This is a genomic window from Hansschlegelia sp., from assembly GCF_035538955.1.
Lineage (GTDB): Bacteria > Pseudomonadota > Alphaproteobacteria > Rhizobiales > Methylopilaceae > Methylopila.
The window spans coordinates 269771-291495 of sequence record NZ_DATLJK010000010.1; the positions used below are offsets into that span (position 1 = coordinate 269771).

Sequence of the window (21725 nt, forward strand, 5' to 3'; positions counted from 1 at the left end):
ATGGGGTTTCTGGCGGAACTCTTCGGCGCCTTTCGGCGCGACAGGCCGGGCACCCGGCTGCGCTTCAGTGAGGCAAGTACGCCTGACCTCATTGCGGCCGTGCGGCGCGGGCAGTTGGATATCGGTGTTGTTGCCGAGGGTTCGCCTGGGCAGGGCAATGCCATCACCCATCTTTGGGAGGAACCCATCTACCTGGCCATGCCGGAGGATGACCCGCTCGCCGACCAGAAGGCAATTCGATGGTGCGATCTGCGCGATCGCCACTTCGTGGTGACTGACCTGGTGACGGGCGATTTCGCGAAGGCGTATCTGGAACGGCAACTCAAGGCTCCGCGCAGTGCACTGCGCGTCGAGCAGTTGTCTGTGACGCGGGAGTCGTTGATGCAGATCGTCGCCCACGGCGGCGGCGTCACCATCGCGGGCAGCGCTCATGTCCGTGTTGGTCTTTCCGGCGTCACCTTCCGTCCGATCGAAAACGCCATGCTTCGCTATGGCGCGGTTCATTCGCGTGGGACTCTCCACAGGGATCTCGAACATCTGCTGACATTGTCAAAGTCCTTCTCAGAGAACGACCAGGCGAGGTTCGTCCGCCAGCGCCTCATTCGCCCTGCGCTGCGGCGCGAGGTGCGTGCTGACCGCTATCGCGGCGCGCGCGGGCGAACCCCCGATCGGTTGCAATGAAGCGCTCGAGCATGGGCACGATCAGCTTCGTCGGGTCGCCGATGGTCTGGCCTTGTTCGCGGCCGAGTGCCGCGGCGTAGGCGGCGAGGTCCCGATGCAACTGTGCAGGGAGTTCAATCGTCACCTTAACCGGCTTGTCGTCGATGATCGGGCCGAGCTTCAGCTTGGTCATCAAAACCCTCCATAAGGTTCGAGCACGAGGTCGCGGGTGACGATGACGCGCACGGGAAACCCCGGTCTGATCGTCAGGGTCGGCGCGACATTCAGTTGCCGACGGATGATCTGCTAGCCTGCGTCATTGATGGTGTCCTGCCCGCCGTTGCGGATCGCCCGGAGCAGCCGATCCTGATCGTCAACGGCGAGTTCGGCGCCGACCGACAGCAGGGTCGACAGGCCGGCAGCCTTGGCGAGATCCCACCAGTGATAGTCGACGCCATCCTGAAGACCCGCATAGCCTTGCACGTCGGCTCCGGGTTGACGTTCCAGGACAATCGAACGGCCGTTCGGCAGAATGAGCCGCTTCCAGACCAGCAGCACCCGGCGCTGACCGAAGCCGACGTCGTTGCTGTACTCGCCGATCAGCCGCGTGCCCTGCGGGACGAGCAGGATGCGCCCGGTGGGGCTGTCGTAGACATGCTCCGTGACCTGCGCGGTGATCTGGCCCGGCAGGTCGGATCGGATGCCCGTGATGAGGGCTGCGGCGATGACGGCGCCGGTCTGAAGGACATAGGGCGATGCCGGAGCCATCACGCGATCGGGCGAGACGGTGCGGCGGTCCACGCCCGCATTCAGGAATGCGAACTGGCGATCCTGCGCCGTCGCTGCACCTGGCTGGCCCGGAAGGCCAAGACCGGCGAGGCTCGGGCTGCCCGGTCCGCCAACTGTCGCAATCGGAGCTGCGACGCGCGCCTCCGTCTGGAAGAAGACGCGGCTCGTTCGGGCAGCTTCTTCTTCCGCGCGCCTGCGCTGCTCGACCGGATCGACGGTGGGCGCTGCCGCCATCGGCGGCGTGACGGGCTGGCCACGATTCTGCGCATCGAGGATGGGGCGCCCCAGATCCCCGGGCAGCGGAGGCCCAAGCACCGGACCGGTATAGTCGCGTGGCAGGCCGGTGAGCCCGTCCGCGGTTCGCCGGTTCTGCGTGGAGTAGAGCTCCTCACTGCCAGGACCGATGTTGCGCGTCTGAAGCGCATAGATGAGCGCACCACCGACCCCGAGGGCGGCGACGAGGCTGAGACCGCCCAGCACCTTGCGCGACAGTCGGGTGACCCGGGGCGGTTCGCCGCGCAGCCGCATGGGCGCAGCGGCCTCGCCGGGCTGTGTGCCAACCAGCGGTGCGTCGGCACCGCTCTGCGTGTCGCGCTTGCTCATGACGCGGGCCTCCCATCGGTGCGAACGATCCGGACCGTCTGCTGGCGCTCGCCGCTGCCGAGACGGAGCTCGGCGGCGCCGAACAAGCGGTCGACGATCAGGATGTTCTGGTGGATCCGGCTGTTGGCGATCTGCGGTTCGCCATCGGCGCCGATGACGAAGAGCGGCGGCATCTCGCCCTGAACGATCCCACGCGGGAACTCGACATAGACGCGGCACCCGTCATCATAGACCGAGATTGGCCGCCACGGCGGCGTGTCGCCCGTAAGGCCGTAGCGATAGTTCCGTGCCGCAACGGCCGGGATCACTGGCGTGGCGGGCACCACCTGTCTCTGCGAGGGGGGCGGCGGCGGATAGGCCCAGGCGACGGCCGGCATATAGGGGCGTTCGCCCGAGCGCAGCTCGATCATGTAGATGCGCCGGTCGGTGGTGATGACCAGATTGGTCGTGATGTCTGGCCGTGTCGGCTTTACGAGAACATGGACGCGGCGCGTGATGCCCGAGCCGCTCTCGGTGTCACCGATGATCCAGCGCGCCGTGTCGCCCGCAGCGATCGGGCCGGCGCCAGTCAGGCTTTCGCCGGGTTCCAGCGCGATGTTGGTGATCTGCCCGGGAGCGGCATAGACTTGATAGAGCGCACCCTCGCTCCAGGGATAGATCTGGATCGAGTTGAAGTAGCCCTCGCGACGTGGCTCGACGCGCGCGGCGGCATTGGCATTCTCCACGCGGCCGGCCGGCGTCCCTGCGGCAGCACCACCGCGCGCGGGTGTCCAGGCGGGCGGTGTGTGAAGCGGCCTAGGGGGCGCCTCCGTGACGGCAGCCGGCACCGGGGAAAGCGGCGGTACATCGGCGTCGTAGCTGATCTGTGGTGGCCGGTTGGTCGCGCAGCCGGCCAGCGCCAATCCGGAGATCAGCAAAAGCGCAGAGCCTGATAGGCGGAAGCCACGGCTCGCGGGTCGGCGGAGATGATTTCTCATTGCCCCATCTCCCGCGACCAGTTGATGGCGTTGACGTAGATCCCAAGCGGATTGGCCCGCAGCCGCTCTGCGTCGCGCGGGGGTTGGATCACGATGGTCAGGATGGCCGTCCAGCGCTGTGTCGTGGAGAGCTGGCCGTTCTCGTACTGGCGTTCGCTCCAGGCAACGCGGAAGCTGTCAGGCGACGCGCGGATCACGCTCGACACTTCGATCGACACCTGTTGCTTCCCGACGCGGGTGAACGGATCGTTGGCGCGGGCGAAGTCATTGAGGGCCGCCGCGCCGCGATCGGTCGTGAACTCGTAGGCGCGCAGCCAATTCTGCCGCACGACGATGGCGTCGGCGGGGATCGAGCGGACCTGCTCAATGAACCGCGCCAGATGCCAGGCCACCTGCGGGTCGGTCGGGCGGTAGTCGGCCTGCGCTGGCGCGACCGCCTGCGCCTGGCCGAGATTGTCGACCTGCACCACCCACGGGACGATGGTCCCGCGCGCCGACTGCCAGACCAGCGCGGCGGCGAAGCCGGCGGAGAGGATCAGGCAGCCAAAGGCCATGAGCCGCCAGTTTCGAGCCTGGACACGAGCTGAGCCGATCCGATCGTCCCAGATCTGCGCCGCGCGCTGATATGGCGTCTCGGGCTCGGGCGTCTTTCCAAAGTGGGTTGCGGGTCGCTTGAAGAAGCTCATGTGCGGTCGCCTCCGGAGAGATTGATGGAAGAGCCGCCGCCATGGCTGTCGCCCGATCGGATCGCGTGTGCCGCGAGCGTGACGCCGTGGCTCATGGTCTGCCCACGCCGCATGCGTTGCGCCCACGCCGGCGGGTTGGCGGCCGAGCCTGCGGCTGCCGGTGCGGCCGAACCGGCATCATTCGCGACCGTTCCCATGCTCGAGGAGCCGCCGGTGGCGCCGAAGCCGCTTTTGACGCCGTCGGCGAAGCTCGAGCGAACGCTTTGCGCCGCCCGGCGCAGCGGAGAGGCTGCCGCGCCGCCGGCCGCTCGTGCGACGCCGCCGAGGCCAGACGCGACGCCGGCGGCGCCCGACTGGCCGAGGGAACCGAGACTATAGGCAGCGGAGGCGGCTCCCGCTGCGCTGGCTCCACCGCGCACGGCAGCTGCGCCGCCGGAAATGGTGCTGGCGCCACCGCGCAGGGCGAGCCCGGCCGCGCCGCCGGCAGCCATGGCTGCGCCGCCCGCGACGAGGCCGGTGCCGATGGCGGAGCCTGCGCCAAGTTGCGGGCCGCCGGAAACGATGCCGTTGGCGATACCCGGACCGAAGATGCCGAGACCGAGAAGCGACAGCGCCGCCAATACGACGGCCATTGCGTCGTCGATCGTCGGTGGCTGGCCGCCGAAGCCTGCCGTGAACTGGCTGAACAGAGTCGAGCCGATGCCGATGATGACGGCGAGCACCAGCACCCTGATCCCAGACGAGATGACATTGCCCAGCACGCGTTCGGCCATGAAGGCGGTCTTTCCGAACAGGCCGAACGGGATCAGGACGAAGCCGGCCAACGTGGTCAGCTTGAACTCGATCAGCGTGATGAAGAGCTGGATGGCGAGGATGAAGAAGGCGAGCAGCACCAGCGCCCAGGCGAAGAGCAAGCAGGCGATCTGGATGAAGTTTTCGAAGAAGGCGATCCAGCCCATCAGGTTTGAGATGGATTCGAGCAGCGGCCTCGCGGCATCGAGGCCCGTCTGCGCAACCCGGCCCGGACGCATCAGGTCCTGGATGGAAAACCCGGTGCCAGACGCCTGCAGTCCGAGGCCGGCGAAGCTTTCAAAGACGATCCGCGCGAGGTTGTTCCAGTTGCCGATGATGTAGGCGAAGACGCCCACAAACAGCGTCTTCTTCACCAGACGCGCAATGATGTCGTCGTCCGCGCCCCAGCTCCAGAACAGGGCGGCCAGCGTGACGTCGATGACGATCAGCGTCGTCGCGATAAACGCTACCTCGCCGCCGAGCAGACCGAACCCGCTGTCGATGTAGGAGGTGAAGACCCCGAGGAAATTGTCGATGACGCCGCTGCCGCCCATGGTTCAACGCCCTTCGTTGGCGCGTCGCGGCGCGGTGCGGGTGCCAAGGAAACGGTCGCGGGTTTCGGCCCAGATGCGCAGACACTCGCTGTCTCTGGCCGCGGCTTCCCCCATCTGCTGGCAGCGGCGCTGGCCCTCGCGCAGCGGGTCCGGCGCCTCCTCAAGCACGGGCGTCGGCCGAACCGCTGGCTTTTCCTCCTTCCGGGTCATTTCGATTGCCGTTGCCGTGATAGCGACGGAGACGAAGATGATTGCGCCCACCCGAGCCAGCGTTTTGCTGTCCATCCCGCTGCCCTCAGTTGCCGTTCGGGAACATCCGGGCGTTGCCGGGCTGATAGCCGGAGCCGGGCGTCAGGAACCGGCGGCACTGTTCACGGCCTTGTTCGGCGGCTGCGGCGCGCTCGGCATCGACAAGCGCCTGCGCCCGGCCGTTTGCAGCGACCACGGCGACCAGGTCTGCGAGTTGTTGCGCCTGCAATGCGAGCAACTGGTTGCCAGCCTGGGTTGCCTGAAGCGCGCCGGTCGCACCCTGGCTCTGCCCGATCAGAGCCGCCATCTCGGCGCGGTTGGTGTCGATGTTGCCGACGACACCGGCCTGCACGCGCAGCGCGTCCTGAAGGCCGCCGACCGTGTTCTGCCAGCGCGATCGGGCATCGGAGACGAGCCGCTGATCCGAAGTCGACAGCGAGATGTTGCTGTACTGGCTCTGGAAGGCCTGATCGATCTGCTGCACGTCGAAGGCGATGCGCTGTGCCTGACCCAGCAGCGCTTGCGTGCGCTGCACCGATTGCTGGAGCTGCTGAAGGGAGGAATAGGGCAGGCTCGCGAGGTTGCGGGCCTGGTTGATCAGCATCTGCGCTTCGTTCTGGAGGCTCTGGATCTGGTTGTTGATCTGCTCGAGCGCCCGCGCGGCCCATAGGACATTTTGGACGTAGTTGGTCGGATCATAGACGACCCACTGCGCCGCTGCCGGGGTGACGAACACCGGCGAGAAGGCGACGGGCAACGACAGGATGGTTGCGGCGAACAGCGCCGCGCGAGAGCGTCGGATCATCATGGGTTGGGCTCCAGGTTGGTGAGGTCGGGGATGAGATCGGCAGCCCATCCGACATCGCGGGCCCGCAGCCAGGCAGGCAGGAAGCCGTGGCGGCCATGCTCGGCGAGGATCGCCTCGATCGCAGCCTGATCGGCTTTCGAGGATGCTGCGCAAAGCGCGAGGGCGACCTCGGAGAGCCCCAGCTCGAACAGCCGGTTGCCGCGTCGCGACTGGCAGTAATAGTCGCGCTTGGGTGTGGCCCGGCTGAGGATCTCGATCTGACGGTCGTTCAAACCGAAGCGCCGGTAGATCGCGGTGATCTGCGGCTCGATCGCGCGTTCGTTCGGCAGCAAAAGGCGCGTCTGGCAGCTTTCGATGATGGCCGGCGCGATCGCGCTTCCATCGATGTCGGCCAGCGATTGTGTTGCGAAGACGACAGACGCGTTCTTCTTGCGCAGCGTCTTCAGCCATTCGCGGAGTTGCGCCGCGAAGCCCTCGTCGTCGAGCGCGAGCCAGCCTTCGTCGACGATCAGGAGCGTGGGCCGTCCATCCAGACGGTCGCCGATCCGATGGAAGAGATAGGCGAGAACCGCTGGCGCCGCTCCGCCGCCGATCAACCCCTCGGTCTCAAAGGCCTGGACTGCGGCTTCCCCCAGCTGCTCGCCCTTCCGCATCGAGGAGCCGTCCGTAGGGACCGCCCACGCAATAGGGTCTCAGCGCCTGCTTGAGATCGTTCGACTGAAGGAGAACGGCGAGGCCCGTCAACGTGCGCTCCGGGATCGGCGCGGACGCCAGCGAGGTCAGCGCGGTCCAGAGATGTTCCTTCACCTCCGGCGTGATCGTGACGCCCTCGCGGGCAAGGATCGCCGCGACCCAGTCGGCCGCCCAGGCACGCTCATGGGTCTCGTGAACGCGCGCGAGCGGCTGAAGGGAGACCGACGACACAGCGCCGTCCGTCAGGCTGCCACCGAGGTCGTGCCAATCGCCTCCCATCGCGAGCGCAACCGCGCGGATCGAACCGCCGAAATCGAAGGCGAAGACTTGGGCGTCCGGATAGCGCCGGAACTGAAGCGCGATGAGCGCGAGCAACACAGATTTGCCCGCGCCTGTTGGTCCGACCACCAGCGTGTGGCCGACGTCGCCGACATGCAGCGAAAAGCGAAACGGCGTACTGCCTTCGGTCTTGCCGTAGAGCAGCGGCGGCGCTCCAAAATGCTCGTTCCGTTCCGGCCCGGCCAGACCGCGGAGAGCGGAATCATGTGGGCGAGGTTCAGGGTGGAGATCGGGGCTGTCGCACGTTGGCGTAGACGTGGCCGGGCAGCGACCCGAGCCAGGCATCGACGGCGTTGATGGTCTCAGGAATAGCGGTGAAGTCGCGGCCCTGGATCACCTTTTCCACAAGGCGCAGCTTCTCGTCGGCGGTGCGCGGATCGGCGTCCCAGACGGTGACGGTGGCGGTCACATAGGCCTGACCGGCATAATCCGCTCCTAGCTCCTGCAAGGCCATGTCGGCATCGGCCGCCTTGTTCGCAGCGTCCGTGTCGACGAGCGCGGAGGCCTCGTTGGTCATAACCTCCTTGAGGATCGCGGCGATGGACTTGCGCTTGGCGAACCACTGCCGCCGGATGCGCGTCAGCAGCTTCGTGGTGTCCGTCTTGTCGAGAAGGATCGCCCGCGTGGACCAGCGATAGGGAAAGGCGAGCCGGTTGAGATCGTCGAGAATCCCTGGGGTCGTCGCGGTCGGAAAGCCGTTGATCGTCAGGACGCGCAGATGGGCGGCGCCGAGCCGCGGCTCGAGGCCGGCGGTCAGCGGCTCATCGGCGAGAAGCGTATCGAGGTAGATCGGTGTTTCGGGCACGCGGACGCGGTGGCGCTTCGTTGAGACGGTCGCGTGCAGGTAGGTCAACGTCTCGCTGTCATCGAGCCACCGGCATTCCGGCATGAAGCCATCAACGATCTGGAGGACGCGGTTAGTGCGGTCACTGAAGGCCGCGAGGGCTTCATGGGGATCGACGCCGGACTGTTGGCGATCCTCGTAGAGCCAGGTCTCCGCCCGCGCGGCGTCCTCGGCGGGCGGGAGATAGAGGAAAGTCAAGAAGTAGCTGGACTCGTAGTGCGCGCCCGCTTCCTCGAAGTCAGCCTTGCGCTCCGCATCGACGAGCGCGGAGGCGGCGTCCGCGAAGCGACTTGCCGGATACGAGGCGGCTTCGTGACGCTGTGCTTCGACGAAGATCGCCCAGCCCGACCCCAAACGCCGGAAGGCGTTGTTGAGGCGACTGGCGACGGCCACCAGTTCGGCGGCCACAGCTGAGTCGAGATCGGGACCACGAAAGCGCGCCGTGCGCTGGAAGCTGCCGTCCTTGTTGAGCACGACGCCTTCGCCGACCAGCGCCGCCCATGGCAGGAAATCAGCGAGACGAGTTGCGGTACGGCGGTATTCGGCGAGGTTCATCATGGCCAAGCCTCAGACCGAGAGATGGCCCGGAATGCGCAGATGCCGGCGGCCGACTTCGACAAAGAGCGGCTCGCGCTTGGCTGCCCAAACGGCGGCGAAATGGCCGATCGCCCAGATGGGGAGACCGACCAGCCATAGCCGAAAGCCGAGACCAACAGCGCCGGCGAGCGTGCCATTCATGATGGCGATGCTGCGCGGTGCGCCGCCCAGCAGGATGTGCTGGGTCAGCGCGCGGTGGACCGGAACCGAGAAGCCCGCGATCTCATCGGGATGATGCAGGAGGGCCGCCATCAGACGAGCGCCCCGCCGCCGAACGAGAAGAACGACAGGAAGAAGCTGGAGGCCGCGAAGGCGATCGACAGGCCGAAGACGATCTGGATGAGGCGCCGAAATCCTCCGCTCGTGTCGCCGAATGCCAGCGTCAGGCCGGTGACGATGATGATGATCACCGCGATGATCTTGGCGACTGGCCCCTCGATCGACTGGAGGATGGACTGCAGTGGCGCTTCCCAGGGCATCGAGGAGCCCGATGCATGGGCGGCGGGCGCCAGAAGAAAGCTCAGGGTCAGCGCAGTGGCAGCGGTCGCGAGGCGGTGATGGCCGCGCGCGATATGTCGGATCATGCGGGTTCTCCTTGTGGGTCGGGAGGCTGGGTTGCGGGGGAAAGGCGGTAGTCGGTGTCCGTCCCGAGCCCTTCGACGCAGGCGAGTTCGGCGAGACGCCGCGCAGCGCCGCGGCCGGAGAGCACGGCCACCAGATCGATGGGCTCGGCGATCAGCGCCCGGGGGACGGTGACGACAGATTCCTGGATGAGCTGCTCGAGGCGGCGCAGCGCGCCGAGCGCGGTGCCGGCGTGGATCGTGCCGATCCCGCCGGGATGGCCGGTGCCCCAGGCCTTCAGGAGATCGAGCGCCTCAGACCACGCACTTCACCGATCGGGATCCGATCCGGCCGCAGCCGCAGCGAGGAGCGCACCAGGTCGGACAGGGTCGCGATGCCGTCCTTGGTGCGCATGGCGACGATGTTCTGCGCCATGCATTGCAGTTCGCGGGTGTCTTCGATGACGATGACCCGGTCGGTCGTCTTCGCGACCTCGGCCAGCAGGGCGTTGGTCAGGGTGGTCTTGCCGGTGCTGGTTCCGCCGGCGACGAGGATGTTGGCGCGCGCTGCGACCGCCTGCCGGAGGATAGCGGCCTGCTCCGCCGTCATGATGCCGGCGGCGACATAGTCGTCGAGCGTTAAGACGGCGACGGCAGGCTTGCGGATCGCGAAGACCGGTGCCGTTACGACCGGCGGCAGCAGGCCTTCGAAGCGCTCGCCGGTTTCAGGTAGCTCGGCCGAGACGCGCGGGCGACGGTCATGCACCTCGGCGCCGACATGATGGGCGACAAGGCGGACGATGCGTTCGCCATCGGCTGCCGAAAGTCGTTCCCCCGTATCGGACAGGCCGTCAGAGAGACGGTCGATCCAGAGCCGCCCATCGGGGTTGAGCATGACCTCGATGATCGCGGGGTCTTCCAGGAATCGGGCGACAGCAGGCCCCAAGGCGGTGCGCAACATGCGTGCGCCGCGGGAGGCTGCTTCCGATTGCTGATGGTTGACCGCCACGTCGTCCCCGTTCGCTTGCGGGCTCGCGCGACGCGCGGCCCTGGATCGGGGATGAGTAAGAAAGGCAGGAATTGGGGCGTTGCAACAACGCTTAAGGGGTCATCGTACTGTGGCGAAGAGAGACAGGTGATCGGCGGACCGGCATCGAGCCACGGCAGCGTCTGAGGCTTTCGATCAGACTGTTTTCCCGAGCGGGAATATTTCGGGTCCAGGAGCCACCCCGAGACGTATGATTTCCCGAGCGGGAAATTCTAATAGACATTCTTCAGGAATCCATGATACTTTCCCGTTCGGTAAATATCATGGCCAGACGCAACCTCACCACTGCCGAGATCGGCGACATTGTTCGGACAACCCGCAAGGCCGCTGGCCTGCGGCAGGACGAGCTTGCCGGCGCCGCTGGCGTCGGCCTGCGCTTCATCGTCGATCTCGAGGCGGGCAAGCCGACCGCGCAAATAGGCAAGACGCTTCAGGTCCTGGCGGCGCTCGGATGCTCGCTCGATATCACACCGCCGCCTGACACCAAAGGAGCGCGGAAGGCATGACGCGCACCCTCGATATTTGGTGGGACGGGCGCCTGGTAGGCCAGCTGACGCAGGACAAGCACGGTGAACTCGGCTTCGCCTATGCGCCGGCTTGGCTTGACGATGAGCAGGCGCAGCCATTGTCCGCCTCGCTGCCAAAGCGGGCGGAGCCGTTCAGTCGTCGCGAGTGCCGCCCGTTTTTCGGCGGTCTCCTGCCGGAAGAAAGCCAGCGCGACGCCGCGGCTCAGGCACTCGGCGTCTCGCGGGCCAATGATTTCGCCCTTCTTGATCGCCTCGGCGGCGATGTGGCGGGCGCGCTCCAGCTTCTGCCGCCCGGCGAAGTACCAGCCACTCTTGCCCCCGACAGGCCGCCAACCCCGCTTGACGATGCAGGGTTGATCCAGGTTCTGGATGCGCTGCCCGTCCGACCATTGCTGGCTGGCGAGGAAAGCCTGCGTCTCTCTCTCGCTGGCGCGCAATCGAAGGTTCCGGTGGTTCTGGTGGATGGCGTGGTGACCTTGCCTGCACCGGGCCAGCCGACGACGCATATTCTGAAGCCCCCGATATCCCGCTTCGCGGCCACGACCGAGAACGAGGCGTTCGTGATGGGCCTTGCCGCCGCGATCGGTCTCGACGTTGCCCCTGTCGAGCAGCGGATCGTGCAGGATCGAACGTTTCTGCTGGTTCAGCGCTATGACCGCGCCATCGGCGAAGATGGCTTCGTGCGCCGGATACATCAGGAGGATTTCTGCCAGGCGCTCGGCGTGCCGCCGGAGACCAAGTACGCCAGCGAGGGCGGCCCGACGTTCAAGGATTGCTTCGCGCTGCTCCGCCGCGTCGCCGCAAGGCCCGCGGTCGATGTGCTGAAGCTCCTCGATGCCGTGATTTTCAATGTGATCGCCGGGAACGCCGACGCGCACGGCAAGAATTTCTCGATCCTCTATGACGCCGAAGGTCCACGCCTCGCCCCGCTCTATGACTTGCTGGCAACGGTTGCCTACCCCGATCTCTCGCCGAAATTCGCCATGAAGATCGGAAAGTGCGCAACGCTCGCGGAGTTGGACGCCAAGGGCTGGGCAGCATTCGCGGCGGACACAGGTCTCGGTCTGCCGCTGATACGACGACGGGTTGCGGAGATCAGCAAAGGTGTCCTGGAGAAAGCAACCGCCGTCGCAGAGGAGTTTTCGCGCCCCGAGTTGAACCGACCGGCTATCGAGCAGTTTGCCAACATGATCCGTGACCGCGCCGATCGCTGTGCTTTGACGGTTATGGGAATCGTCCTGTAGTGCGGTTGACGCAGAACCGCCCACCCGGGTCGAGCATGATTTCGACGATTTCGGAATCTTCCGACAACCGGCGATCCCAGGCCCAAACGCGGTGTGCAACATTAGTGCGCCGCTTGAGGCTGCATGGAACCGCTGACGATTCGGCACCAAGTCGTCCCCCTTCGCTTAGGGGGCCGGAAGGAGACTGGCAGGTTTTCGACAAGCGCCTGAAAATCGCTTCTACAATTGCCTACGGCAAAGCGGCGGTGTCCCGTCTAGCGGTTCTTGAATGTCAATGGCATGTCTACTTCCAGCACGGCATGTCCCTCGCCGTCGCGCCAGGCCAAACGCGCCCAGGCATCGAGGCTCAGAATCTCGGCTGGCTGCAGGTCGTTGAGCAGCGTGCCCAGATTCCCGGCGGGGACCGCATTGCGGACCTGCCGAACGGTCGTCGTCTCTCGTGTTGGGATTGGGTAAACACTTACTTCAATACCGTACCGTGCACCAATATCCGTTATTGTACGGTTGATCATGGCGGATACAGTGAAGCCGTCGTGGCGCATCCAATCGGATTCCCACAGCGATTTTGCTTTATCGCCATCATCGACGTCAATGAACACGGGTACGTCGAGGACGGCAGGCAGCGCGTCGCCGGCATCAAAGACTCCGCCTGCGTCAGCCTTACTCAGCCACTCGCGCATCCGGGCCTCTGGCGGAATGTTGGTCGGCACAACCCTCAATTCTCTGCCAGCTTCGGGCACCTTGGCCTGGTCCAGCAGCTTTCCATCAACGTGCTGAGGTGTCCGGCCTTCGCAAGACCATTCACTATACCCGCTCGCCAGAACGAAAACCGGATTGATGTCCGGCTTGTCATCGCCGTCGATGTCTATCCAATTTCGAACGATCCGTACACGCGCTCGCGTAGTGTGAAACGGATGGTCAAGCACACTGAGCCTCAGCAAGGCTGAGCGTTCCGAGTTCCCAATCTTGTCATCATAGCGCGGGCCTTCCGCCGCGCCGGCCGCGACCTGCGCCAACACTTCAAATCCGACTAGCGACCCGAGTGCGCCCACAATCTCGTCATCGGCATGACTCACATCCGACTCAACGAGCTTGATTTGCCATGCACCGGCCTGTGCAGAGCGACCGATCCTGAAACGGCGCCTCAGCGTCGGCACACCTTGGCTCTCTTTCGTCGCAGGCGAAGGATCAAGGAGACGTCTGCCGTAGTATGGACCCTGTTCCGGCGGCTTAATCATCCAGTGAGAGAGCAGAGCAACCAGTTCATCCTCATCATTCAATTGAGGAATAGGCTGCGTTGCGCTGCCGCTTCTCAGTGCCCTTGATCGACGATATGCGTCAAGCAACTTGTCAGTCCCGTCGACTCGCCGCTCTCAAGGCTCGCGCGGACGCAGACCGCGCCGAGAGAGCGACTGTCTGGTGCGTCTTCGACAACACGGCGTCGGGCGCGGCGCTCGGCGACGCGCTCGCCTTTGCGGGGCTCTGAGATGACCACGCTCTACGGCATCAAGAACTGCGACACGATGAAGAAGGCGCGCGTCTGGCTGGACCAGCGCGGCGTCGCTTACGCGTTCCACGACTACAAGACGGCCGGGATCGACCGGGAGCGGCTCGCGCGCTGCGTCGCGGCCGTGGGCTGGGAGACGCTTCTGAACCGGGCCGGAACGACGGTTCGCAAACTGCCCGAAGCTGATCGTCAGGGACTGGATGAGGCGCGCGCGATCGCGCTGATGCTCGAGCAGCCGTCCATGATCAAGCGCCCAGTGCTCGAGACGGGCGGCGGCCTGCTGGTCGGCTTCAGGCCCGAACAATACGAAGCGGCGTTCGGCTGACCGCCTAGCCTGAGGACCGTCCGGCGAGCCGGGACAGAAGTTCGACAAGCTCCGGCGCGTTGCGCCGGATTTCAGCCAAGTGCGTCGCCGACAGGGTTCGCAGCGCCGCTTCGCCGTCCTCGGTAAGCGTCAGGAGCACCCGCCGGCGGTCGCCTGCGTCATGCGTCCGCTGGATCAGCCGCGCGCGCTCAAGCCGGTCCGCAAGCCCAACCGCGGTATGCGGCTTGAGCAGCAACTGCCGTGCGAGATCGCCGACCGTCATGCCTGACCGACCGGAAGCGCCACGGATCGCCAGCAGCGCCTGATGCTGCTGCGGGGACAGCCCCGCCTCGCGGGCGGCGTTCTCGCTGAACGCCAAAAAAGCCCGCAGCGAATGACGGAACGCCGCCAGCGCGGCGTAATCGGCCTCCGCGAGCGGCTCCTCGCCGACACCGTCGGTCGCATGCGTTTGAACCATCGCCTCTCTTCCAAATATATCGTATCACGATATAACGCCGGCTCGGTGCGCTGATCCCTCGGTCTGTTCTCGTACTCAGGATACCTCATGTCCCGCCCTATTCACGCCGGCGCGGCTCCCCGGCTCGGCGACTTCACCACCGACCGCAGGGTTCTGGCGCTTATCGTCATGGCGGCTCTGGTCGGCGTCGGCGGGGCCGGCGCCGCCTGGGTTCTGCTGCGGGCGATCGCCCTCGTGACCAACCTCATCTGGTTTCAGAGACTGGACGCAGGCTCCGCGTCCTTGGCCGGCGCTTCGCCTGGGCTCTGGATGGTCGCCGCGCCGGCGCTTGGCGGCCTTGTGATCGGGCTGATGGCGCGCTTCGGATCCGAGAAGATCCGCGGCCACGGCATCCCGGAAGCGATCGAGGCGATCCTGATCGGAGGCAGCCGGATGCACCTCAAGGTCGCGATCCTCAAGCCGCTGTCTTCGGCGATCTCGATCGGCAGCGGCGGCCCGTTCGGCGCCGAGGGGCCGATCATCATGACCGGCGGCGCGATCGGGTCGCTGTTCGCCCAGTGCTTCAGCCTGAGCGCCGCGGAACGCAAGACGCTGCTGGTGGCGGGCGCGACGGCCGGCATGACGGCGATCTTCGGAACGCCGGTCGCGGCCGTCCTGCTGGCGGTGGAACTGCTGCTGTTCGAGTGGAAACCGCGCAGCCTGATCCCTGTCATCACGGCCTGCGTGACGTCGTTCGCCCTGAGGCCCGCGCTCATCGGCTCAGGCGCGCTGTTTCCCTTCGCCGGGGCTTTGGATCTGCCGTGGTGGGGCCCGCTGCTGTGCGTCGTCGTCGGCGTTCTGGCGGGACTTCAGTCAGGCCTTCTGACCGGACTGCTCTATCGGGCGGAAGACCTCTTTGGCGCCCTCCCGTTCCACTGGATGTGGTGGCCCGCCATCGGCGGACTGGTCGTCGGCCTCGGCGGCCTGTTCGAGCCGCGCGCGCTGGGCGTCGGCTACGAAGTGATCGGCGATCTGCTCGCGGGCCATGTGACGGCGTCGGCCGTCACGTCCATTCTGATCGTCAAATCGCTGATCTGGATCGTCGCGCTCGCGTCGGGGACATCCGGCGGCGTGCTGGCGCCGCTGCTGATCTTCGGCGGCTGCGCCGGCTGGCTGGAAGGTCAGGTGCTGCCCGGCGATCCTGGCGCCTGGGCGCTGCTCGGAATGGCGGCCATGATGGGCGGCACGATGCGCGCGCCTCTCACCGGGATTCTGTTCGCCGTCGAACTTACCGGGGACCTGCCATTGCTCGGGCCGTTGCTGATGGCGACCGGGGCGGCCTATGCGGTCACGGTTCTGCTGCTCAAGCGGTCGATCCTCACCGAGAAGATCGCGCGGCGCGGCCAGCATGTCGTGCGTGAATACAGCATCGATCCGCTGGAACTGCTGCGCGTCAGCGAGGTCATGGCGACCACGGTGGACACCTTGCCGGCCGACATGAAGATCGATGACGCCGTCGCGTTCTTCGCCGGACCGGAGCATCGCCACCAATCCTACCCGCTGGTGGGGAGCGATGGCCGGGTCGAGGGAATCATCGATCGTGCGGATGTGCTGCGCTGGAGCGCAGAGCGGGCGCATGGCGAGGAGACGCTGTTCGAGCGCGCCTCCGACAGTTCTCTCACGCTGGGCTATCCGGACGAGCCGCTGTCCCGCCTCGCTGACCGCATGGTGGCGGCGGATGTCGGTCGGGCGCCGATCGTGACGCGCGATGGCGGACGGATCGTGGGCCTGCTGTCGCGGAAGGATCTGCTGCAGGCGCGTGGCGCGGCTCGTGAGGCCGAGACGACCAGGGCCGCCTATCTGGTCGGGCCGCGGAGAAGCCGGCCCCTGCCGGCGGTCGGCGCAGCAAAGCCCAACCGGACCTGATCATCCCCAAGTCGCAATCGCGTGAGGAACCACTAAAGGCCGGCCGCGTTCGCGTCACGATGGCCGAACGCCTGATGCGCCGGCCCCTTAGTACAGTTGGAAGGACTCGCCATGCTCTGGGCTCTCGCCATCATCCTGCTCATCCTCTGGGCGGGCGGCTTTCTCGTGTTTCACGTCGCTAGCGGGCTGATCCACCTCCTGCTGGTCATCGCGGTGATCGTCGTGCTCGTGCGGCTCTTCACGGGACGCAGAGCGGTCTGATGATCTGAACGCTGGCCGGCGTCTCAGGCCAGCGACGACGCGGACCGCGACGCGCGCGGTTGGAGGCGCAGTCCTCTGGCTCAGCGCGTCGCCGTCCTCTCCGCCGCGAAGCGGCGGAAGCCCTGCGCACGAAGGGCGCAGGCGGGGCAGGTCCCACAGCCATAACCCCAGTCGTGGCGCTCCCCGCGCTCGCCCAGATAGCAAGTGTGGCTCTCCTCTACGATCAGCTCGACCATGGCGTCGCCGCCTAGCTCCTGTGCAAGTCGCCAGGTGTCGGCCTTGTCGAGCCACATCAGCGGGGTTTCGAGCGTGAAGCGCCGGTCCATGCCGAGATTTAACGCGACCTGCAGCGCCTTGATCGTGTCGTCCCGGCAGTCCGGATAACCGGAGAAATCGGTCTCGCACATGCCGCCGACAATCCGGCGCAGGCCGCGTCGATAGGCGAGGGCGGCCGCGAACGTCAGAAACACGATGTTGCGCCCGGGCACGAAGGTGTTGGGCAGGCCGCTCGCCTCCATGCCGATCGCCACGTTGCGGGTGAGGGCGGTGTCGGAGAGCGCTCCGAGCGCCTCCAGTTCAATCGTGTGATCGTCCCCCAGTCGCGCCTTCCAGACCGGATTTAGCTCGCAAAGACCGTCCCGAATCCGGCTGCGTTGCGCCAGTTCGATCGCGTGCCGCTGGCCATAGGCGAACCCGACCGTCTCGACGCGCTCATAGCGGTCGAGCGCCCATGCAAGGCAGGTCGTGGAATCCTGGCCGCCTGAGAACAGCACGAGCGCGGCGCGGTCGTCGGTCACTGTCGAACGTCCGTGTGTGCGCTGCGCGAAGGCTCAGCGCGTGATGACGATCCTCGTGTTCCGCAATCCCTGCTCGCGCACAAGCCTGTAGAAGATTGCGGCGTTCGCCGGATGCAGCCTGACGCAGCCGTGGCTCGCCGGCCGTCCGAGCGAACGCAGATATTGCGTGCCATGGATCGCGTAGCCGCCGCGGAAGAAGACCGCGAACGGCATCGGGGACATGTCGTATTTGCGCGAGTACCACATCCGCTCGGTGCGGATCGGCCGAAACGTCCCGCGCGGCGTGACGTAGCCGGGGCGCGCGGTCGAGACGGGCCAGGAATAGACTGGCGTCCCGTCGACCGACACATTCATGCGCTGTTGCGAAAGGCTGATCACCGCCAGCGCGCTGGCGAAAACCTTCGTCGAACAGGCCGCCGATCCCCACAAGACGGCGACGAGAAGCAACGCCACTCTCACAATACGTCCCCCGCGATCCGCTCCCGCCTCGGCCGCGCGGCAAATGTGGCGGCGCCGTGGCGGAGAGTCGAATCGCAAAGCCGCGATGGCGCTCCCCTGGGGCGTCGAATAGTCTGGAGCCGTTCGGGCGGGGGCGTGGCATGCTGGTTCTGGTTGCGGGGCTTCTGGTCTTCCTCGGCGTTCACCTGTCGACCCGCGCGCGCGACAACCGCGCCCGCCTGATCGCGCGCTTCGGCGAGGGTCCGTACAAGATCGCCTATTCGGCGCTGTCTCTTGCGGGACTTGTCCTGATCGTCGTGGGCTGGCGGTCTTCGCCGTTCATCGCTGTCTGGTCGCCGCCCGACTGGACCCGGCATGTCACCATCGCGCTGATGTGGCCCGCCTCCATCCTGCTCGTCGCCGCCTATCTGCCGGGCCATATCCGAGCCAGGGCGAAGCACCCGATGCTGGCCGCCCTGAAGCTCTGGGCCTTCGCGCATCTGCTGTCGAACGGCGACGTGGCGAGCATCATCCTGTTCGGCTCGTTCCTCGCCTATGGGGTCGTGGACCGGATCGCGCTCAAGCGCGCCGAGCGCCGTGACGGCCGTCCGCCGCAACCTGCATCGGGGCGGAACGACGTCCTGGCGGTCGTCATCGGCACGGTGACCTATCTGCTGTTCGGCATCTTCCTTCATCCGCTCCTGATTGGCGTGCCGGTTTTCAGGCTGTAGCCCGGCCCCAAACCGTTTGCGGGCGCGGAGTCGCGTCGCTATGGTGCCGCCGCGCCCGCAAGGGCGCGCCGCAGGACGAGCGACCGACCGAATGGCCGACATTTTCAATGAAGTTCAGGAGGATCTCCGGCGGGAGCGCCTGAAGCAGCTCTGGGACCGCTACGGCGGCCTGCTGATCGGGCTCGCGGCGCTGGTCGTGATCGGCGTCGGCGCGTGGCGGGGCTATGAGTATTATCAGACGCGCGCCGCCGAACAGGCCGGCGATCGTTACGAGGCCGCCTCCAAGCTCGCGGCGGACGGAAACAGCGACGAAGCGCGCGCGGCCTTTGCGACGCTCGCCGCCGACGGGCCGGCCGGCTATGCGCTATTGGCCAAGCTGCGCGAGGCCGACGAGGTCGCCAAGAGCGACCAGAAGGCCGCGCTGAAACTCTACGAGGACATCGCGAACGGGACCGGCGACGAGATGCTGCGCGACGCCGCGCGGATCCGCGGGGCCTATATCGCGGCTGACATCGGAACCCTGGACGACGTCCGGCGGCTCGCCGAGCGGCTTGCCGCCGGCGGCCCGTGGAGCGCGCTTGCGCGCGAGACGATGGGGCTTGCGGCCTACAAGGCCGGCGACACGGCCGAGGCTCGCCGCCAGTTCGAGGCCGTCGTCTCGCAGGCGGACGCGCCCGGCTCAGTCCGGCAGCGCGCCGATCTTCTGCTCGCCGTTCTGCCGCCGGCCGAGGCTGAGCCCGGCAAGTCGGCCGAGCCGGCGAAATCGACCGACTGAACTGACCGGCTCGTATCGCCGGCGATCCTGGGGGCGCTTTTCGTGACCGACCGTCGCATCGCAAAATATCTCCGGCTGGCGCTGGCGCTGTCCGTGGTGGGGACGCTCGCGGGCTGCGACACGCTGTCGAGCATGAATCCCTTCGCCGAGAAGAAGACTCCGCTTCCGGGCGAGCGCCATCCGGTGCCGCAGGTGGCGCCGCCGCCGCCGGACGCCGTGCCGCAGCCGCTTTCGGCCCTGCCGGACGCCGGCTTGATCAAGTTCGCCTGACCACCGCCGCACGGCCGCAACCCGGCCTCCCGCGCGGTTCCGGCGCCTGGGAGGGCGCCAGCCTGTGACCGAAGCCGCTCCCCGCCTGACCGTGGCGATCGTCGGCCGACCGAATGTCGGCAAGTCGACGCTGTTCAACCGACTCGTCGGCAAGCGCCTGGCGCTGGTCGACGATCGTCCGGGCGTCACCCGCGATCGCCGCGAGGGGGAAGGCCGGCTGGGCGATCTCGTCTTTCGCATCGTCGACACGGCGGGCCTTGAGCATGCCGACGAAGGCTCGCTCGAGGGTCGCATGCGCGCCCAGACCGAGGCGGCGATCGCCGAGGCGGACGTCGTCCTGTTCATGATCGACGGGCGCGCCGGCCTCACGGCCGACGACGAGCGTTTTGCGGATCTGGTCCGTCGGTCGCAACGCCCGGTGATCCTGGTCGCGAACAAGGCCGAGGGCCGCGCCGGCATGGAGGGGGCGTACGAGTCCTATTCGCTCGGTCTCGGCGACCCCATGCCGATCTCGGCCGAGCACGGCGAGGGCCTCGGCGATCTCTATGATGCGCTGGCGCCGTTCTTCCCGGCGGCGGAGGACGACGAAGACGAGGAGAGCGAAGAGGGCGCGCCGCTTCGGATCGCGATCGTTGGTCGGCCCAACGCCGGCAAGTCGACGCTCGTCAACCGGCTCGTTGGCTCGGAGCGCATGCTGACCGGCCCGGAGGCTGGCATCACCCGCGACTCCGTCTCGGTCGACTGGGAGTGGCGCGGGCGCCGCGTGCGGCTCGTCGACACGGCCGGGCTTCGCAAGAAGGCCCGGGTGGTCGACAAGCTCGAGAAGCTTTCGGTCGCCGACGCCATCCGCTCGATCAAGTTCGCGGAGGTGGTGGTGCTGCTCCTCGACGCAGCGACCCCCTTCGAGAAGCAGGATCTGTCGATCGCCGACCTCGTCGCCCGCGAGGGGCGCGCGCTGGTCTTCGGACTCAACAAATGGGATCTGGTCAATGACCGGGGGCCCGCTTTGACGCGGGCGCGGGAGGCGCTGGACCGCCTGCTGCCGCAGGTGAAGGGCGCGATGATCGCGCCGCTCTCGGCCGAGACGGGCGAGGGCGTCGACCGGCTGATGGGCGCTGTCGTCAAGACCCACGAGATCTGGAACAAGCGCGTGTCGACGGCGGCGTTGAACCGCTGGCTGGAGGCCACGCTCGAGCGTCATCCGCCGCCGGCCGTCGCGGGCAAGCGCATCAAGCTGCGCTACGGCACGCAACCGAAGGCGCGCCCGCCGTCCTTCGTGCTGTTCGGCACAAGGACGAACGAACTCCCCGAATCCTATGTGCGCTATCTGGTGAACGGGCTGCGCGAGACCTTCGATCTGCCAGGCGTCCCGATCCGCCTCAGCTTCCGCACTTCCGAGAACCCTTACGACAAGAAGTAGGTCGCCTTGGGCTACTCGGGCGCGCGGAAGCTCTGCAGGGTGTCGCTTGGAAAATCATAGAGCTTGCCGGTTTCGCTCCATGCCGGGAGACACAGCTCAAGGATCTTCGGCGCGATGTCGCTCGGCTTCCTGAGCGTCGCCTGGTCCTCGCCCGGCATGGCGCGCGCGCGCATCGCGGTGGCGAGCGGCCCGGGATTGATCAGGTTCACGCGCACCGGCGTGTGGTTGAGCGTCTCCGCGGCGTAGGAGCGCGCAAGCGCCTCGAGACCGGCCTTGGTGACGGCATAGGGCCCCCAATAGGCGCGGTCCTTGTGAACCACGCCAGAGGTCACGAACACCACGCGCCCCGCGTCCGACGCTCTCAAAAGAGGATCGAGGGATCGGATCAGCCGCCAATTGGCCGTCAGGTTGATCGCGATCGCCCGGTCCCAATCCTTCGGGTCGACATGTCCGAGGGGAGACAGCGGGCCCAGCACGCCAGCGTTGCCGACCAGGATGTCGAGCTTGCCGAAGCGCTCATAGAGCGCGCCGCCGAGCCGGTCGATGGCGTCGAAATCCGAAAGGTCAAAGGGCGCCAGCGTCGTCGAGCCGCCGTCCGCCTTGATGGCGTCGTCGAGTTCCTCGAGGCCGCCCTGCGTGCGGCCTGTCGCCACGACGTGAGCGCCGGCGCGGCCGAGCGCGAGCGCGGTCGCGAAGCCGATGCCGCGCGTCGCTCCGGTGACGACCGCCACGCGGCCTGACAGAGGCTTGTCTGCTGACATGAAAATCCCTGCGTCGCTCAAGGCTCTCAAGCCCAGCGGCGCCCCATAGCGCAATCGCCAGCGGAAAAGAACCGCTTGAGGCGCGGTTTTCGCTCAGCTGAGGAGGAC

At 66.7% G+C, this 21725-nt stretch carries 23 protein-coding genes and 3 pseudogenes; 10 read left to right on the top strand and 16 right to left on the bottom strand.

What is annotated here, in order from left to right; genetic code table 11:
• The gene (locus VM780_RS07595; RefSeq protein WP_325446662.1) at positions 1–681 is read left to right on the top strand and encodes a LysR family substrate-binding domain-containing protein; all 681 of its coding nucleotides are present in this window, start codon (positions 1–3) and stop codon (positions 679–681) included.
• Here the strand turns inward: VM780_RS07595 and VM780_RS07600 are convergent.
• The 11 genes and pseudogenes from VM780_RS07600 to trbB all read right to left on the bottom strand — a co-directional run bounded on the left by VM780_RS07600 (position 599) and on the right by trbB (position 10160).
• Positions 599–853, bottom strand: a complete 255-nt coding sequence (locus VM780_RS07600) for a DUF2274 domain-containing protein (protein WP_325446663.1) — start codon at positions 851–853, stop codon at positions 599–601. The genes VM780_RS07595 and VM780_RS07600 overlap by 83 nt on opposite strands.
• Positions 853–2052: pseudogene (locus tag VM780_RS07605) on the bottom strand (TrbI/VirB10 family protein). Before VM780_RS07605 ends, VM780_RS07600 begins: the two are co-directional and overlap by 1 nt.
• Entirely contained in the window at positions 2049–3029 is a 981-nt protein-coding gene (gene trbG, locus VM780_RS07610; RefSeq protein WP_325446664.1) for a P-type conjugative transfer protein TrbG, read from the bottom strand. The pseudogene VM780_RS07605 and the gene trbG overlap by 4 nt, the downstream one beginning before the upstream one ends.
• Positions 3026–3715: a conjugal transfer protein TrbF gene (gene trbF / locus VM780_RS07615; RefSeq protein ID WP_325446665.1), complete on the bottom strand. Its 690-nt coding sequence runs from the start codon at positions 3713–3715 to the stop codon at positions 3026–3028. The genes trbG and trbF overlap by 4 nt, the downstream gene beginning before the upstream one ends.
• On the bottom strand, positions 3712–5061 hold the full coding sequence (gene trbL, locus VM780_RS07620) for a P-type conjugative transfer protein TrbL (RefSeq protein ID WP_325446666.1): 1350 nt from the start codon (positions 5059–5061) through the stop codon (positions 3712–3714). Before trbL ends, trbF begins: the two co-directional genes overlap by 4 nt.
• Positions 5062–5064: 3 nt before the next feature.
• On the bottom strand, positions 5065–5346 hold the full coding sequence (gene trbK-alt, locus VM780_RS07625) for a putative entry exclusion protein TrbK-alt (RefSeq protein ID WP_325446667.1): 282 nt from the start codon (positions 5344–5346) through the stop codon (positions 5065–5067).
• 10 nt (positions 5347–5356) lie between these two features.
• Positions 5357–6118 (bottom strand): P-type conjugative transfer protein TrbJ, encoded by a 762-nt coding sequence (trbJ, locus tag VM780_RS07630; protein ID WP_325446668.1) that lies wholly within the window; start codon positions 6116–6118, stop codon positions 5357–5359.
• A pseudogene (trbE, locus tag VM780_RS07635) lies at positions 6115–8552 on the bottom strand (conjugal transfer protein TrbE). The gene trbJ and the pseudogene trbE overlap by 4 nt, the downstream one beginning before the upstream one ends.
• Positions 8553–8561: 9 nt before the next feature.
• Positions 8562–8843, bottom strand: a complete 282-nt coding sequence (locus tag VM780_RS07640) for a VirB3 family type IV secretion system protein (protein ID WP_325446669.1) — start codon at positions 8841–8843, stop codon at positions 8562–8564.
• Positions 8843–9175, bottom strand: coding sequence for a TrbC/VirB2 family protein (locus VM780_RS07645; RefSeq protein ID WP_325446670.1), 333 nt, complete (start codon positions 9173–9175; stop codon positions 8843–8845). Before VM780_RS07645 ends, VM780_RS07640 begins: the two co-directional genes overlap by 1 nt.
• Positions 9172–10160 (bottom strand): annotated as a pseudogene (gene trbB, locus VM780_RS07650) (P-type conjugative transfer ATPase TrbB). The gene VM780_RS07645 and the pseudogene trbB overlap by 4 nt, the downstream one beginning before the upstream one ends.
• A 302-nt stretch (positions 10161–10462) precedes the next feature.
• On the opposite strand from trbB, the gene VM780_RS07655 reads away from it, so the two are divergent.
• Positions 10463–10705 carry a helix-turn-helix transcriptional regulator gene (locus VM780_RS07655; protein ID WP_094472265.1) on the top strand — a complete coding sequence of 81 codons (243 nt, stop codon included), beginning with the start codon at positions 10463–10465 and terminating at the stop codon, positions 10703–10705.
• Positions 10702–11970, top strand: coding sequence for a type II toxin-antitoxin system HipA family toxin (locus tag VM780_RS07660; protein ID WP_325446671.1), 1269 nt, complete (start codon positions 10702–10704; stop codon positions 11968–11970). The genes VM780_RS07655 and VM780_RS07660 overlap by 4 nt, the downstream gene beginning before the upstream one ends.
• A 254-nt stretch (positions 11971–12224) precedes the next feature.
• Here the strand turns inward: VM780_RS07660 and VM780_RS07665 are convergent, their stop codons facing one another.
• The gene (locus VM780_RS07665; protein ID WP_325446672.1) at positions 12225–13316 is read right to left on the bottom strand and encodes a hypothetical protein; all 1092 of its coding nucleotides are present in this window, start codon (positions 13314–13316) and stop codon (positions 12225–12227) included.
• A gap of 141 nt (positions 13317–13457) precedes the next feature.
• On the opposite strand from VM780_RS07665, the gene VM780_RS07670 reads away from it, so the two are divergent.
• Positions 13458–13802, top strand: coding sequence for an ArsC family reductase (locus tag VM780_RS07670; protein ID WP_325446673.1), 345 nt, complete (start codon positions 13458–13460; stop codon positions 13800–13802).
• A gap of 4 nt (positions 13803–13806) precedes the next feature.
• Here VM780_RS07670 and VM780_RS07675 read toward each other — a convergent pair whose 3' ends face one another.
• Complete coding sequence (locus VM780_RS07675; protein ID WP_325446674.1) at positions 13807–14259, bottom strand: MarR family winged helix-turn-helix transcriptional regulator; 453 nt, start codon at positions 14257–14259, stop codon at positions 13807–13809.
• 87 nt (positions 14260–14346) lie between these two features.
• Here VM780_RS07675 and VM780_RS07680 point away from each other — a divergent pair, with 87 nt between their 5' ends.
• Positions 14347–16164 (top strand): chloride channel protein, encoded by a 1818-nt coding sequence (locus VM780_RS07680; protein WP_325446675.1) that lies wholly within the window; start codon positions 14347–14349, stop codon positions 16162–16164.
• 111 nt (positions 16165–16275) lie between these two features.
• Complete coding sequence (locus VM780_RS07685) at positions 16276–16425, top strand: lmo0937 family membrane protein (RefSeq protein WP_325446676.1); 150 nt, start codon at positions 16276–16278, stop codon at positions 16423–16425.
• An 80-nt stretch (positions 16426–16505) separates the two neighbouring features.
• Here VM780_RS07685 and queC read toward each other — a convergent pair whose 3' ends face one another.
• A complete protein-coding gene (queC, locus tag VM780_RS07690) occupies positions 16506–17222 on the bottom strand; it encodes a 7-cyano-7-deazaguanine synthase QueC (protein ID WP_325446677.1) in 717 nt (238 codons plus the stop codon).
• Between the two features lie 33 nt (positions 17223–17255).
• Positions 17256–17669 (bottom strand): L,D-transpeptidase, encoded by a 414-nt coding sequence (locus VM780_RS07695; RefSeq protein WP_414652802.1) that lies wholly within the window; start codon positions 17667–17669, stop codon positions 17256–17258.
• 152 nt (positions 17670–17821) lie between these two features.
• On the opposite strand from VM780_RS07695, the gene VM780_RS07700 reads away from it, so the two are divergent.
• The 4 genes from VM780_RS07700 (at position 17822) to der (ending at position 20856) form a co-directional block, all read left to right on the top strand.
• Positions 17822–18391: an NnrU family protein gene (locus VM780_RS07700; protein ID WP_325446679.1), complete on the top strand. Its 570-nt coding sequence runs from the start codon at positions 17822–17824 to the stop codon at positions 18389–18391.
• Positions 18392–18482: 91 nt separating this feature from the next.
• A complete protein-coding gene (locus VM780_RS07705) occupies positions 18483–19166 on the top strand; it encodes a tetratricopeptide repeat protein (protein ID WP_325446680.1) in 684 nt (227 codons plus the stop codon).
• A gap of 42 nt (positions 19167–19208) precedes the next feature.
• Positions 19209–19436, top strand: a complete 228-nt coding sequence (locus VM780_RS07710; RefSeq protein WP_325446681.1) for a hypothetical protein — start codon at positions 19209–19211, stop codon at positions 19434–19436.
• 64 nt (positions 19437–19500) lie between these two features.
• On the top strand, positions 19501–20856 hold the full coding sequence (gene der, locus VM780_RS07715; RefSeq protein WP_325446682.1) for a ribosome biogenesis GTPase Der: 1356 nt from the start codon (positions 19501–19503) through the stop codon (positions 20854–20856).
• Between the two features lie 11 nt (positions 20857–20867).
• On the opposite strand, the gene VM780_RS07720 is transcribed toward der, so the two are convergent.
• Positions 20868–21617 carry an SDR family NAD(P)-dependent oxidoreductase gene (locus tag VM780_RS07720; RefSeq protein ID WP_325446683.1) on the bottom strand — a complete coding sequence of 250 codons (750 nt, stop codon included), beginning with the start codon at positions 21615–21617 and terminating at the stop codon, positions 20868–20870.
• Between the last annotated feature and the right edge of the window lie 108 nt (positions 21618–21725).